The 14,283-nt window shown below is 74.6% G+C and carries 13 protein-coding genes; 4 read left to right on the top strand and 9 right to left on the bottom strand.

Translation table 11 applies throughout. From position 1 onward, the window contains the following. Nucleotides 1-36 precede the first annotated feature (36 nt). From BMW27_RS16105 to yaaA, 3 genes are all read right to left on the bottom strand, one after another. Nucleotides 37-1,455, bottom strand: a complete 1,419-nt coding sequence (locus BMW27_RS16105) for an amidase (protein WP_091445879.1) — start codon at nt 1,453-1,455, stop codon at nt 37-39. Between the two features lie 96 nt (nt 1,456-1,551). Further along, nucleotides 1,552-4,122 (bottom strand): SpoIIE family protein phosphatase, encoded by a 2,571-nt coding sequence (locus BMW27_RS16100; protein WP_245743634.1) that lies wholly within the window; start codon nt 4,120-4,122, stop codon nt 1,552-1,554. Nucleotides 4,123-4,284: 162 nt separating this feature from the next. Then, nucleotides 4,285-5,070 (bottom strand): peroxide stress protein YaaA, encoded by a 786-nt coding sequence (yaaA, locus tag BMW27_RS16095; protein ID WP_091445875.1) that lies wholly within the window; start codon nt 5,068-5,070, stop codon nt 4,285-4,287. Nucleotides 5,071-5,282: 212 nt separating this feature from the next. Here yaaA and fdhA point away from each other — a divergent pair, with 212 nt between their 5' ends. Beyond that, complete coding sequence (gene fdhA / locus BMW27_RS16090; RefSeq protein WP_091445873.1) at nt 5,283-6,503, top strand: formaldehyde dehydrogenase, glutathione-independent; 1,221 nt, start codon at nt 5,283-5,285, stop codon at nt 6,501-6,503. Nucleotides 6,504-6,621: 118 nt separating this feature from the next. On the opposite strand, the gene BMW27_RS16085 is transcribed toward fdhA, so the two are convergent. Beyond that, a complete protein-coding gene (locus tag BMW27_RS16085) occupies nt 6,622-7,749 on the bottom strand; it encodes an SPL family radical SAM protein (protein ID WP_091446343.1) in 1,128 nt (375 codons plus the stop codon). A 316-nt stretch (nt 7,750-8,065) separates the two neighbouring features. Continuing rightward, on the bottom strand, nt 8,066-8,860 hold the full coding sequence (locus BMW27_RS16075) for an exodeoxyribonuclease III (protein ID WP_091445870.1): 795 nt from the start codon (nt 8,858-8,860) through the stop codon (nt 8,066-8,068). 204 nt (nt 8,861-9,064) lie between these two features. On the opposite strand from BMW27_RS16075, the gene BMW27_RS16065 reads away from it, so the two are divergent. The 3 genes from BMW27_RS16065 to BMW27_RS16055 all read left to right on the top strand — a co-directional run bounded on the left by BMW27_RS16065 (nt 9,065) and on the right by BMW27_RS16055 (nt 11,258). After that, on the top strand, nt 9,065-10,642 hold the full coding sequence (locus tag BMW27_RS16065; RefSeq protein ID WP_091445866.1) for an LCP family protein: 1,578 nt from the start codon (nt 9,065-9,067) through the stop codon (nt 10,640-10,642). A 120-nt stretch (nt 10,643-10,762) separates the two neighbouring features. Further along, complete coding sequence (locus tag BMW27_RS16060) at nt 10,763-10,957, top strand: hypothetical protein (RefSeq protein WP_091445864.1); 195 nt, start codon at nt 10,763-10,765, stop codon at nt 10,955-10,957. Nucleotides 10,958-11,057: 100 nt separating this feature from the next. Continuing rightward, nucleotides 11,058-11,258: a hypothetical protein gene (locus BMW27_RS16055; protein ID WP_012950932.1), complete on the top strand. Its 201-nt coding sequence runs from the start codon at nt 11,058-11,060 to the stop codon at nt 11,256-11,258. Between the two features lie 15 nt (nt 11,259-11,273). On the opposite strand, the gene BMW27_RS16050 is transcribed toward BMW27_RS16055, so the two are convergent. From BMW27_RS16050 to BMW27_RS16035, 4 genes are all read right to left on the bottom strand, one after another. Next, complete coding sequence (locus BMW27_RS16050) at nt 11,274-11,648, bottom strand: DUF1801 domain-containing protein (protein WP_091445862.1); 375 nt, start codon at nt 11,646-11,648, stop codon at nt 11,274-11,276. Nucleotides 11,649-11,717: 69 nt separating this feature from the next. After that, on the bottom strand, nt 11,718-12,929 hold the full coding sequence (locus tag BMW27_RS16045; protein WP_091445860.1) for an acyl-CoA dehydrogenase family protein: 1,212 nt from the start codon (nt 12,927-12,929) through the stop codon (nt 11,718-11,720). A 36-nt stretch (nt 12,930-12,965) separates the two neighbouring features. Further along, nucleotides 12,966-13,280, bottom strand: a complete 315-nt coding sequence (locus BMW27_RS23470; protein ID WP_091445858.1) for a DUF3040 domain-containing protein — start codon at nt 13,278-13,280, stop codon at nt 12,966-12,968. Nucleotides 13,281-13,614: 334 nt separating this feature from the next. After that, nucleotides 13,615-14,064, bottom strand: coding sequence for a DUF4383 domain-containing protein (locus tag BMW27_RS16035; protein WP_091445856.1), 450 nt, complete (start codon nt 14,062-14,064; stop codon nt 13,615-13,617). Nucleotides 14,065-14,283: the final 219 nt, after the last annotated feature.

The raw sequence follows: 14,283 nt of genomic DNA, 5'->3' as shown, positions 1-14,283 counted from the left end.
TTCTCTAGCCGGAGCTCTAGACAGGGTGAGACGGCGTCAGAGTGGCGGACGGCGCTCGCCGAAGCGGGTCGCCTGCTCGAAGGCGTGCCCGACCTCCAGCACCCGCCGGTCGGCCCGCGGCGGGGCGACCACCTGCAGGCCCACCGGCAGCCCGTCCGGGGTGAACCCGCCCGGCACCGAGAGCGCGGGGCAGCCGGTCGGCGTGATGAGCGTGCAGGAGCGCATCCAGGCCAGGTAGTCCGCCAGCGGCTCCCCGTCGATCTCGGTGGGGTACTCGGCCTCCACCGGGAAGGGCAGGACCTGTGTCGTCGGCGCCAGCAGGACGTCGTAGCGGTCGAAGAAGGCCACGACGCGTTCGTAGAGGGCCGTGTGGGCCATCTCTGCGCGGGCGAGGTCGGCGCCGGTGAGCTCCGCGCCCAGCGCGGCGTTCCAGCGGATCGACTCTTTGAGCCGGTCCGGGTGCCGCCGGGCCAGGTCGCTGAAGGTCGTGTCGAACACCCAGGCCCGCAACGTGCCGAAGACGTCGTCGGCGCCGGCGAGGTCGGGGCAGTCGGCCTCGACGGTGGCGCCGAGCTCCTCGAACACCGCCACGCTCTCCGCCAGCACCGCCGTGACGGCCGGGTCCACCCGCACCCGCCCGCCCAGGTCCGGCGCCCAGGCCACGCGCAGCCCGTCGAGGCGCTCGGGCAGCGGCGCGGCGAAGGGGGCGCCGGGGTCGTCGAGGGAGATCGGCACGCGACGGTCCGGCCCGGCGATCGCCGAGAGCACCAGCGCGACGTCGGCCACCGTGCGTCCCATCGGGCCCTGCACCGACAGCTGCGACCAGGCCATCGCGGCCGGCCAGGTCGGCACCCGCCCCGGCGTGGGCCGCAGCCCGACGACGTTGCAGAACGCCGCCGGGTTGCGCAGCGAGCCGCCGAAGTCGCTGCCCTCGGCCACCGGCACGAGACCTGCGGCCAGCGCCGCGGCCGCGCCCCCGCTCGACCCGCCGGCCGACAGCCCGTGCCGGTACGGGTTGTGGGTGACGCCGAACAGCGGGTTGAAGGTGTGCGAGCCGGCCGCGAACTCCGGCACGTTGGTCTTGCCGATGCGCACCGTCCCGGCCGCGCGCAGCCGGGCGACCACCAGCTCGTCGTCCGCCGGCACCGTGTCGGCGAGCGGTGAGCCCCAGGTGGTGCGCATGCCGCCGGTGGCGTGGGTGTCCTTGTGCGCCACCGGCAGCCCGTGGAGGGGGCCGACCTCCTCGCCGGCGGCCAGCGCGGCGTCGGCGGCGTCGGCGGCGGCGCGGGCGCCCTCGGCGTCCAGCGTGACCACCGCGTTGACCTGGCCGTCGAGCCGCTCGATGCGCTCCAGGCAGGCGTCGGTCAGCTCACGGGCGGACAGCTGCCGGGAGCGGATCAGCGCCGCCAGCTCGGTCGCCGGTCGCAGGCACAGCTCGTCGGTGGAAGTCGTCACCCGGGAACTCTGTCATGCATCGCGGGTCCTCCTCGTGCTGTGCGTGGCCTGCAGGACCCGCGGAGCACGAGGAGCGCCGGCGATCCGGCCGGGAGATCAGGCCGGTTCCGGCGGGACGACGTCCGGGACCTCGTTGGGGCCGGCCTCGACCGGGCGCGGGCGGTCCTGGCGGTGCAGGCGGACGGCGACCAGCGCGACGTCGTCCTCGGGCCGGCCGTCGACCAGCCGTTCGAGCACCTCGTCCAGCAGCTGCTGGAGCGGCAGGTGGGACACCTCGGCCAGCGCATCCCGCAGCCGCACCAGTCCGGCGTCCAGGTCGGCGTCGCGCCGCTCGACGAGCCCGTCGGTGAACAGCAGGACGGTGGACCCGCGGTCGAGGGTCACCACCGACTCCTGGCGCTCGACCTCGTGGTCGACACCCAGCAGCAGGTCGCCCCTCCAGGCGGCCAGCTCGGCCACGCTGCCGTCGGGGTTGATGACCAGCGGCGGCAGGTGCCCGGCGTTCGCCCAGCGCATCCGGGTGATGCCGCGCCGGCGCTCGTCGTCGGTCTGCTCGAAGCGGGCCACCGCAGCCGTGGCCAGCACGTGGGTCTGCAGCACCGCCATCGAGGCGTCCAGCCCGCGGAGCACCTCGACCGGCGACGCATCGCTGTAGGTGGCGATGCCGCGCAGCAGGCCGCGCAGCTGCCCCATGGCCGCGGCAGCCTCGGTGTCGTGCCCGACGACGTCGCCGATGACCAGCATCGTCGATCCGCTGGGCTGCAGGAACGCGTCGTACCAGTCGCCGCCGACCCGAGCCGCCTCGACGGCGGGCAGGTAGCGGACGGCGATCTCGGCGTGATCGGGCTCCGGCGGCTCGGTGAGCAGGCTGCGCTGCAGTCCCTCGGCCAGCTGCTGCTGCTGCGCGTAGAGCCGGGTGTTGTCCAGGGCCAGGCCGGCGCGGTCGGCGACGTCCTGCGCGGTGGCGAGGTCCTCCCGCGACAGCATGTCGCCGCGACCGAAGTAGAGGGTCAGCACGCCCAGGGTGCGTCCCCGCCCGCGCAGCGGCAGGCAGACCGCCGCGCCCGGTGCCAGGGCCGTCAGCAGGTCCCGCGCCTCGCCGTCGTTCAGCAGGGCGACCACGTCGTCGGCGTTCGCCCGCACCGCCTCACCGGCCAGGAGCGCCCGCGTCACGGGCGAGGTGGCCGGCATCGCGTCCAGCCGGACGGCGGCGTAGCGCTCGACCAGCGCGCGCGATGACGGCTCCGCGTGCCACCAGCCGACGTCGCGCGGGCGTCCGTCGGCGTCGACCACGGTGACGATGCCCCACTGCGCCAGTCCGGGGACCACCAGCCGGGGGAGGCGGCTGGTGGCGGCCTGCGCGTCCAGGGTCCCGGCCAGCTCGGCGCTGACCTGCGCGAGCACCGCCAGCCGCTGCGCCGAGCGCTCGGCGTGCTCGCGCGCCAGCTTCCGCTCGGTCACCTCGATGAAGTAGACCGACAGGCCCTCGGGGGTCGGCCAGACGCGCAGCTCGTACCAGCCGTTCAGCGGCGCCGGGTAGTGCGCGTCGAAGTTGACCGGCTGCCCGGTCCGGACCGCGCCGCGGTAGTTGTCCTCGAACTCGCTGTTCACCGTCGCCGGGAACGCCGTCCAGATGACCTCGCCGAGCAGCTCCTCGCGGCTGCGGCCGAGCAGCCGCTCGGCCTCGGCGTTGACGTGCGTGAAGCGCCACTCGTGGTCGAGCGAGTAGAAGCCGGCCGGCATCGCCTCGAGCACCCGCGTCACCCGGACGTCGCCGGTGCGGTCCTCGGTGGTGTCGTACGCGGCGCCGAGCACGCGGACGGTGGTCCCGTCCGGGCCGGCCAGCGCGCGACCGCGGGCCTGCACCCAGCGGGTCCCGCCGTCCGGGCGGACGACGCGGTACTCCGCCTCGAAGTCGCCCACGAGGTCGATGCAGGCGCGCAGCGCCTCGCTGACGCGGGGCAGGTCGTCGGGGTGCAGGCGCCGGTTGAAGGCGGTCATGGTGCCGTCGAAGTCCGCGGCGGTGTACCCGAACATCGTCATCAGCGGGTCGTCCCACACCAGCTCGCCGGACCGCAGGTCCAGGTCGAAGGTGCCCACCCCGCCGGCGTCCATCGCCAGCCGCCACCGCAGGTGCTGGCGCTCGTACTCGCCGGTCAGCGCGGCGTACTCCAGCTCGGTCACCACCGAGGCGGCGAGCTGCTGCAGCGTCGCGGCGTCGGTCTCCGACCACTCCCGCGGCAGCGGGTCGAACACGCACAGCGTCCCGACGACGTGGCCGTCCCCGTCGGTCAGCGGGGCGCCGAGGTAGGCGACGACCTGCCCGCCGGTCACCTGCGGCAGCCGGCCGACCCGCTCGTCGGCCCGGGCGTCGGGGATGGCGAGCACGTCGGTGCCGGCCGCGGCCAGCGTGCAGGGCGTGTCGGCGAGGTCGGTCTCCCGCGTGGCGGCACCCGGTGGCAGCCCCGCGACGCCGGCGACCGACTGCACGTCGCCGAGCAGCGAGATCTGGCCGGCCTGCGCGCCGAGCAGCCGCGCGGCCAGCTCCACCAGCCGGTCGACGGCCGGCGAGCCGTTCTGCGCGCTGCGGAGGCGACGGGCGGCGCGGGTGCGCACCGGGTCGCCGCGCAGCACCTCGGCCGCCGACTCGAGGTCTGACGTGCGCACGGCGCCACCCAGCCGCGGGGATCCCTCCACCGGTACCTCTCCGTTGTCGACGCCCCGTGCCGGGGTGGTCAGAACCCGCCGGCGGCCACGACTGCTCGAGCTGCGCGCGTCCCCGCAGTTATGCCACGTGCTGTCCGTTGGGCGCAACGATCCTGACGCAGATCACCTCGGCGGCGACGGTGCGTGCCGGGTCGGGCCGGCATGCTCCCCGGGGACGACGAGGGTCAGCGCGGTGCCGCCGGGGTGTTCCACGTGGAACCCGGCCTGGCGCAGCAGTGCCCGCAGCCGGACGACGTCCCCCGGCTCTCCGGTCGTGGTGGCGAGCAGCCGTGCGACGCGGCCCTTGTGCGCCTTGTTGGAGTGGCTGACCACCGCCCGCGTGCCGTCCGGGCGCTCGCTCAGCACCTCGAGGGTCACCGCGCCGGGCACCGGTGCGAGCGCAGTGTAGGCGCCGCTGCGCAGGTCGACCACCAGCTCGTCGACGGCCGCCAGCAGCGGTCCCAGCGTCGGGCGCCACAGGGCGCGCAGCGTCGGCCGGCCGGGCAGGGCGGAGCCGGCCGACAGCCGGTAGGCCGGGATCCGGTCGGTGCCGCGCACCACGCCGAACAGCGCGGACCCGACCGCCAGCCGCCGGTCGGCCCGGGCGCGCTGGGCACGGGTCAGCGAGCGCACGTCGAGGGCGTCGTAGAGGACCCCGGTGTAGCGCTCCAGGGCCGGCATCGTCGGGGCGCCGAGCAGCTCGGCGTTGCGCGCCACCTCGTCGTCCTGCGCCGGCGACAGGCCCAGTGCGGCCCGCGCGGCGGGGAGGTCCCCGGCGAGCTCGACCAGCGCCTCGGCCAGGCCGGCGCGGACGCCGGTCAGCTCGGGCCAGCAGAGCGCGGCGAGGTCCAGCGGGCCGCCGTCCCCACCGGGGGCCTTGGTCTCCGACGGCGGCAGCAGGACGAGCACGACGGGCCACGGTACGTGTCCACAGGCGGCGTGTCGGGTCCCGGTCGCGCACTTCGCCGGGCCGCACCGGGGGTGGCGGGGACCAGACTCTGATCCCTGCCGCCTCCGAGCCCCGGAGGACCGTCGCGGACAGGGACCGGCCACCGGGGCGCCCGGGCGGCGGGCACCCCGGCCGGCACAGAGGCGTGCCGGCGCCGACGAGAGGATCGTCCGTGGCAGGCAACAAGGCAGTCATGTACATGGGGCCCGGCAAGGTCGAGGTCGCGGACCTGGACTACCCCGGGTTGGAACTCAAGGAGGGTCCGGGGGTCAACCCGGCCAACGTCGGCCGCAAGACCCCGCACGGGGTCATCCTGAAGACGGTCAGCACCAACATCTGCGGCAGCGACCAGCACATGGTCCGCGGGCGGACGACCGCGCCCGAGGGCCTGGTCCTCGGCCACGAGATCACCGGCGAGATCATCGAGAAGGGCGCCGACGTCGAGTTCCTCGAGGTCGGCGACATCGTCAGCGTGCCCTTCAACATCGCCTGCGGCCGCTGTCGCAACTGCAAGGAGGGCAAGACCGGCATCTGCCTGAACGTCAACCCCGACCGCCCCGGCTCGGCCTACGGCTACGTCGACATGGGCGGTTGGACCGGCGGCCAGGCCGAGTACGTGATGGTCCCGTACGCGGACTGGAACTGCCTCAGGTTCCCGGACCGGGACCAGGCGCTGGAGAAGATCCGCGACCTGACGATGCTGTCGGACATCTTCCCGACCGGCTACCACGGCTGCGTCACCGCCGGGGTGGGCACCGGCTCGACGGTCTACATCGCCGGGGCCGGCCCGGTGGGGCTGGCGGCCGCGGCCTCGGCGCAGCTGCTCGGCGCCGCCGTCGTCATCGTCGGTGACCTCAACGCCGACCGGCTGGCCCAGGCCCGCAGCTTCGGCTGCGAGACCGTCGACGTCTCCCAGGGCGACCCCAAGGACCAGATCGAGCAGATCCTCGGCGAGCCCGAGGTCGACTGCGGCGTCGACGCGGTCGGCTTCGAGGCCCGCGGCCACGGGAAGGACGCCGAGCGGGAGGCGCCGGCCACGGTGCTCAACTCGCTGATGGACATCACCCGGGCCGGCGGCGCGCTCGGCATCCCGGGCCTCTACGTGACCGGGGACCCGGGCGCGGCCGACGAGGCGGCGAAGACGGGGTCGCTGTCCATCCGGCTGGGCCTGGGCTGGGCGAAGTCGCACGCGTTCACCACCGGTCAGTGCCCGGTCATGCGCTACAACCGCCAGCTGATGATGGCGATCCTCCACGACCGGGTGCAGATCGCGAAGGCGGTGAACGCCGAGGTGATCCCGCTGGAGGACGCGCCGCGGGGATACCAGGAATTCGACCAGGGCGCGGCGAAGAAGTACATCCTCGACCCGAACGGGATGATCCCCGCCGCCTGAGGGACCCCGTCCTCCTCACCGTGGGAGGACCCCGTCCTCCCCACCCTCCGCGAGCTCAGGGCGGGACCCGGGACGGGGCCGCGGTGAGCCTCGGGACGGGGCCACGTCGAGCGGCGCCTCAGGTCCAGTACAGGAGCTGGGCCTGGGGCAGCCGCTCGGCCAGTGCGGCCTCGAACCAGCCGCGCAGCTCGGCCATCGTCTCCCTCCGGTAGACGTGCTTGACCGAGCCGTACTTCCCGCGCTTGGTGGTGCGGCGGGCCTCGTCCATGTCGAGCTTCGTGCGCGGGTACCAGTCCAGCAGCGTCTCCTTGCTGCCGGGCGTGAACCGGTGCGTGATGCACTCGACGGTGAGGTCGGCGCCGGCCGGCAGCGCGGCGGCCACGGCGTCGAGCAGGGCGCCGTACTCCTCCCGCCACCCCCCGACCGGCATGATCGGCGCGATGGTCAGGCCGACCGGGTAGCCGGCGGCGGCGACGGCGGCCGCGGCGGCGACCCGCCCCGGCACGGGGGACGTCGCCCCCTCGAACCGGCGGGCCACCGAGGCCGCGTTGACCGAGAACCGCAGCCGGGTGCGCCCACCGTGCGGCAGGTCCAGCAGGCCGGTGACGTCGTCGAACTTGGTGGTGGCCCGCAGCTGCACCGGCCCGGGCCAGTCGTGCGTGCCGAAGTGCGTGATGGCCGCGGCCAGTCCGCCGGTGAGGTGCTCGATCGCCAGCGGGTCGGTGTAGCAGGAGGCCTCGAACGTCGTCCCCTCGCCGCCGCGCTCCAGCGTGCCGGAGGTGACCGTGCCGCGGCCGACGTGACCGTCCAGGCCGGTGAGCACCTCGTCGAGGTCGGCGAACACGCGGGTGATCGGCGGGCCGGACAGCGAGCCCGCGAGGTAGCAGTACTGGCAGTGCGCGGGGCAGCCCTCGGCCAGGTCGACGCGCCAGTCGGCGGACGGCGGGATGGGCTGCAGCCTGCGCTTGGACGGCGGCGGGACGACGACGGCGAGGGTGTCCTTGGCGCGCATGAACGCCGCGCGGTCGCCGTCCCCGCGCAGGTTGGGCAGCCGGTCGCCGGGCAGCAGCTCGACGTCGGACACCCCGGCGGCCTCGAGCCGGGCCAGGATGCGCTGTCCGTGCGGCCGCTCCGCGGCCGAGCGGGTGACCAGGACGCGCGACGGCGTCCAGAGGCGGGTGGGCGGGGGAGTGGACCGGGTGGGCGAGGGAGCGCCGGGGGCGAGGGGTGCGAGCTGCGCGGTCATCGCCGGGTACAACACCGGCGGCGGCCCGCTGATGCCCTCGTCAGCGGCTCGTCGCGGTCCCCTCGTCGCCGTCCGCGGAGGTGTCGGCCGGGTTCGGGAGGTGCCCGCTCGCTGTCCCCACGTCCCCACCCGAGGCCCTGCGGTGGCCCGCCCGGGCCGGGCCGCTGACCGTGGGCGCAGGCTGGGTGCCCTCGCTGGGATCCGCGGCGGCCGCGCCGTTCGGGGCCCGGAGTGCGCGCACCGCCGCGTCGTCGCCGGGCTGTCGGGGGAGCCACGGCCGTGGTCGACGGCGTGCTCGGCGGCTGACGCTCGAGAGTCAGTCGCGGAGCTCGACCACCACGGGGGCGTGGTCGCTGGCGCCCTTGCCCTTGCGTTCCTGCCGGTCTATCAGGGCATTCGTCACCCGGGCGGCCAGCGCGGGGGAACCGAGGACGAAGTCGATCCGCATGCCCTCACGGCGGGCGAAGCGCAGCTGCGTGTAGTCCCAGTAGGTGTAGACCCCCGGGCCGGGGGTGTGCGGCCGGACGACGTCGGCGTACCCGGCGTCGACGATCGCGCGGAAGGCCGCGCGCTCGGGCTCGGAGACGTGCGTGGAGTGCGCGAAGACCCGCACGTCCCACACGTCGTCGTCCTGCGGGGCGATGTTCCAGTCGCCGACGAGGGCGACCTGCGCGCCGGCGTCCGCGGCCAGCCAGCCGCCGGCCGCCGTCCGCAGCGCCTCGAGCCACCGCAGCTTGTACTCGTAGTGCGGGTCGGTGAGCGTGCGCCCGTTGGGGACGTACAGGCTCCACACCCGCACCCCGGCGCAGGTGGCGCCCAGGGCGCGGGCCTCGACCGCCGGCTCGGGGCTGCCGAAGCCGGGCTGGCCGGGGAAGCCCACCTCGACGTCCTCGAGGCCGACGCGGGACAGCAGCGCCACCCCGTTCCACTGCGAGTGGCCCACGTGCGCGACCTGGTACCCGAGGTCGGTGAACCGGGACTCGGGGAACTGGTCGTCCCGGCACTTCGTCTCCTGGAGAGCCAGGACGTCGACGTCGGAGCGCTGCAGCCACGCGACGACGCGGTCGGCACGGGTGCGGATCGAGTTGACGTTCCAGGTGGCGATGCGCACGGGGACCGACCATACGGAGGTCCTCCGCGGGCGGCGTCCCGGCTCCGGGTACCCGGTGGGGGTGGGCCCGCCCACCGGCGGGGTACCCGGATGGGTGTTCGCACAGGTGGTCGGCCGGAACGCCGCAACGCCGGAACGCCGGTACGCCGGCGCGGTCGGTGGGATCATGGGCCGCGGGTCGGTCGAGGACAGCGAGGAGACCACGTGAGCGAGCACGAGTGGGACGTGACGCGTCCCATCGGCCCGTCGCGGCCCCTGCCCCCGCCGCCGGAGGGCCCGCGGTCCCGGGCCCGCGGACGCGGCTTCACCGCGACGCTGGGCCTGACCGTGCTGAACGCCGTCCTCCCGGGGACGGCGTTCCTCGCGGCCGGGCGACACCGGCTCGGCGGCCTGGTCCTCGTGGCCTTCCTCGCACTCGTCGGCGGGGCCGCCTGGCTGGCCACCGTGGGACAGCGGACCGCGGCGCGGGTCGCGGTCGACCCGACCGCGCTGACCTGGGTCCTCGGCGGTGTCCTCGTCCTCGGGTTGCTCTGGATCGCCGTCGTCGTGGCGGGCTACCGGGTGCTGCTGCCACCCCGGACCTCCCGCGGCAAGCACCTGCTCGGCGGCCTCCTCGTCGCCGCGCTGGTCGCCGGCATCGCGTACCCGGTGGTCACCATCGGCCAGGTGGCGTTGGCCCAGCAGGGGCTCATCGACGGCCTCTTCGCCGACCGCGAGTCGGCGACGGTGGACGACGGCGACCACCCCGACCCCTTCGGCGACCAGGAGCGGGTCAACGTGCTCCTGCTCGGTGGGGACGGCGGGGAGGGGCGCGAGGGCGTGCGCACCGACACGGTCATCGTGGCCAGCATCGACACCGAGACCGGCGACACAACCTTGTTCAGCCTGCCGCGCAACCTGCAGGACCTGCCCTTCCCCTCGGACAGCCCGCTGGCCGAGGTCTACCCGGACGGCTTCGAGGGCGCCAACGAGGCCGACAGCCTGCTCAACGCCGTCTACCGCACCGGGCCGGCCTGGTACCCCGACATCCTCGGGCGCACCGACGACCCGGGCGCGGACTTCCTCAAGCTCGGCGTCGGCGAGGCGCTGGGCCTGGACATCGACTACTTCGTGCTGGTCAACCTCGACGGCTTCGCCCGGTTGGTCGACGCCCTCGGCGGCATCACCGTGAACGTCAACTACTACGTGCCGATCAACGGCATCTCCGGCCAGGAACTGCCGGACGACTACATCGAGCCGGGACCGGCCCAGCACATGGACGGCTGGACGGCGCTGCAGTTCGCCCGCGGCCGCTACGGGCTGACCGACTACGACCGGATGGACCGACAGCGCTGCACGATCGGCGCGATCATCGACGCCGCCGACCCGGTCACCCTGCTGCGGCGCTACCAGGAGCTCGCCACGACCACGCAGGACATCGTGAGCACCGACATCCCGCGCTCGGCCCTCGACGACTTCGTCGATCTCGGGTTCCTGGTCAAGGACGCCGAGGTGCGCAGCGTCGTCTTCGACAACACCGTGATCGACCCGGCGTACCCCGACTACGACCGGATGCGCGCGATCGTCGACGACGCCATCACCCCCGCCCCGGCGGGCGACGACGCCGCGGAGGGCACCCCCACGCCGACCCCCACCCCGACTCCCGGCTCGGCGACGCCGGCGCCCGGCGAACCCGCGGACGACCCCGTGGCGGCGACCGACGTGGCCGACGCCTGCGCCTACGACCCCGTCCGGGCCGCCGAGGCGCGCGCCGCCGGCGAGCCGCCGAACCGGGCCGACTGAAGGAGGACCACCCTTCCCCCCACGCCTCGCAGGCCCGGCGCGGGCCCCTGGAGGGTGGCCGTTCCAGCACGTCAGCCGGCTCGGGGCGGGCCCGGGACGGGGTCGCCTAGGGTCGGCCGCATGACCTCACCCGCGGGGGACCGCCGCGAGCGTCTCGTCGCCCTGCTCGTGGCCGGCGTCGCCGTCGTCCTGCTGGTGTCGTCGGTGACGTGGTTCGCCGGCGACCGGACCGTCGTCGGGGTCGCCCAGGTGTTCCTCGGCGCGGTCCTCGCGGCGGTGGCGGCCTTCCTGTACCGGCGCGCGCGGCACCGCTGACCAGCGCGCCCGAGCCCGACCGCGGGCCCTCCCGTTGCGCGCCCGGGTGGCCCGCACCACGCTGGAGCACTCCTGGAGGCGGACCGAGCGGAGGTCGGGCGTGAAGCTGGACAAGCAGGAACTGCTGCGAGTGCTGCACACCGAGGGCGACAACGACACTGCCGACAGGGTCGCTGCCCAGCTGCCCGACGAGATCGACACCGACCGGGACGGCGACGCGCTGGAGGCCGCGGGCCTGGACCGCACGCAGCTGATGGCCAAGCTCGCCGGCGGCGGCTTCGGCGGGACGATCGCCCCCTGACGTCGTCCCGGCCGCTCAGCGGCCGCGGAGCCCGGCGCCCAGTTCGACGGCGTGGTCGAGGAACGTCGCGACGACGGCGACGTCGACCTCCTCGGGAGCGCTGAGGTCGAGCGTGCGCACCTGCTTGCCGGTGCCGGACAACCGGCCCTCGGGATCGGGCAGCCGGGCGCCGTGCTCGAACACCAGCTGCACCCGGTCCGCCGTCGGGAAGACCGCGCAGACGAAACCGGCCACCGGGTCGCGGTAGTTGATCGAGTGCCAACCGCGACGCACCCGCTCCTCCAGCTGCGGGTGCGCCTCGAGCAGCGCGGTGCGCAGCCGCTGGGCGGTGGCCGCGACCGCCTCGGGGTGCTCGCTCAGCAGGTCGTCGGCCTCGGGGTCCGTGGGCACGCGGTCAGCCTGGCACCGGGCACCGACATCCCGCTGCGGGTGCCGGTGCCCGGGGGCCGGGGTCCTCCCTCAGCCGACGAACGGGCGCTCGCGCGCCAGTTCCTCCTTGGCGACCCCGCGGATGTGCACCGCGTCCGGGCCGTCGACGATCCGCAGCGTGCGGGCGCTGGCGTAGAAGCGCGCCAGCACGGTGTCGTTGCTGACCCCGGCGCCTCCGTGCAGCTGGATCGCGCGGTCGATGACGGCGAGCGCCACCCGCGGCGCGGCCACCTTGATCGCGGAGATCTCGGTCTTGGCGCCCTTGGCGCCGTACCTGTCGATCAGGTCGGCCGTCTGGAGCACGTAGAGCCGCGCCTGGTCGATCTCCATCCGGGAGAGCGCGATGCTCTCGCGCACCGTCCCCTGCTCGGCCAGCGGGCGGCCGAAGGCCACGCGTGCCTTGGCCCGTTCGACCATCAGCGCGAGCGCCCGCTCCGCCATGCCGATCGCGCGCATGCAGTGGTGGATGCGGCCGGGGCCGAGCCGGGCCTGGGCGATCATGAAGCCGTCACCCTCGCCGGCCAGGATGTTCGACGCCGGCACGCGCACGTCGGTGAACCGCAGCTCGGAGTGGCCGTGCTGGTCCTGGTAGCCGAAGACCGGCAGGTGCCGGACGATCTCGAAGCCCGGGGTGTCCCGGGGGACGAGCACCATCGACTGCTGGCGGTGCGGCGGCCCGTCCGGGTCGGTCTTGCCCATCACGATGAAGATCTGGCAGCGCTCGTCGGCGGTGCCGGTGATCCACCACTTGCGCCCGTTGATGACGTACTCGTCGCCGTCGCGGACGATCGAGGTCTGGACGTTCCGGGCGTCGGACGACGCCACGTCGGGCTCGGTCATCGCGAAGCCCGACCGGATCTCGCCGTCGAGCAGCGGGTCCAGCCAGCGCTCCTTCTGCTCGGGCGTGCCGAACAGCATGAGGGTCTCCATGTTGCCGGTGTCCGGGGCCCCGCAGTTGGTGACCTCGGGCGCGATCACCGGCGACCAGCCCATGATCTCGGCGACGGAGGCGTACTCCAGGTTGGTCATCCCGCCCAGCTCGTGGTGGAAGAGGTTCCACAGGCCGCGCTTGCGCGCCTCGACCTTCAGGTCCTCCAGCACCGGCGGGTGCTCGTGGTTGTCGTGACCGCGTTCGGCGCGCCACGCGTCGTAGACCGGCTCGGCGGGGAAGACCTGCTCACGCATGAAGTCCCACATCCGGCCGCAGACGTCCTCGGCTCGGGCGGAGAGGGCGAAGTCCATGAGCGCAACGTAGAGCCTGGCGGGACGACCGTCTCGTCAGGGGTCGGCTCCCCGGCCGGCCGACCAGGACGGCGGGTCGTCGTCCTGCCCGTCCGCGGTGGACGGCAGGCAGTGGCTGATCACGATCGGGCAGCCGAGCAGCACCACCAGGGCCATCACGCCGAAGGCGGCCGGGCCGACCAGGAAGGGCACGGCCACCGCCACCAGCGCACCGAGCACCAGGACCCAGAGCGCCCCGTGGCCGGGGCGCTGGGTGCGCACACCGGGGCCGGCGGTGAGCCGGGCGGCCAGGTCGGGGTCGGTCCGGGCGAGGTCCTCGCCCAGGGCGCGCAGCACGGCGTCGTCGTCCACGGCACGGCCTCCGGTTGCGGCACGTGCGGCGCCCCGGGGCTCGGGCGCGGCCGGGGCGCGGTCGGCGTCGTCCCCCGGACGCGCCCCGCGACCAGCCTCCGCCGTCGGCGGCCGTGCCGCCAGCCCCTCGGGCGCGCATCCGGTCCGGACGCGCCGGAGGCCGGGCCCCGTGCGGGACCCGGCCTCGGGCGACGTGCTGGAACGGCCCCGCAGGGTCTACGCCGGCCCCGTCCGGAGGCTCGTCCCGAGCGTGCGAGGGATGAGGACGGGAGCAAGGACCCCCTTGCCCCCCACCGCTCGCAAGCTCGCGGCGGGACCCTGCAAGGGGGCCGTCTCAGACGCGCGTACCGCGGTGGGTGACGGCGTTGCGCACCGGGCCCAGCGCGATGGCCAGACCCACGATCGCGGTGAGGAGGTGCAGGACGTTGTCAGCGGCGTTGATGCTGAGGAAGTCCCACGGCTCGCCGATCGCGATCAGCCCGTAGACGAACGCGGCGCCGTAGCCGACGGCCAGCAGCCAGCCGTACGTGCGGGCGCCGGCCAGGGTGCGAGCCAACAGCAGGCCGGCCACACCGATGACGATGTGGACGACGTTGTGCATGCCGTTGATCTCGAAGCCCAGCAGCGTCTGGTTGGTGTCGTGGGCGAAGAAGTCCCCGAATCCCGTGACGAAGAAGCCCACGACTCCGACCAGGAGGTAGATCGCGCCGAAGGCGAGCCCCAGCATCTGGGGCCAGGTCATGGCTCCGCGGCCGGTGCCGGTGTTGCCGGATGTTGCGGACATGGGGGTCCTCCCGATGTGCCTTGCGTGGTCCGCCCTGTCTTGGACGGTCCGGGTCCGGATTACCCCTGGCGGACGGCCGGTAACGGTCGTCCCCTGATCGGGGGACGACCGTTGCCCGACCGTTACCTGCGGGGGCGTGGGCCCGTCACCAGGGAGTTCGCCGGACGGCGGCCGCGCGGTCCACCCCCGCCGGGTCGTCCACCCTGGAGGGTGGTCGAG

It is taken from the genome of Geodermatophilus poikilotrophus (assembly GCF_900111455.1).
In the GTDB taxonomy this organism is placed as follows: Bacteria; Actinomycetota; Actinomycetes; order Mycobacteriales; family Geodermatophilaceae; genus Geodermatophilus; species Geodermatophilus poikilotrophus.
This window is presented reverse-complemented; position numbering and strand designations above follow the sequence as displayed.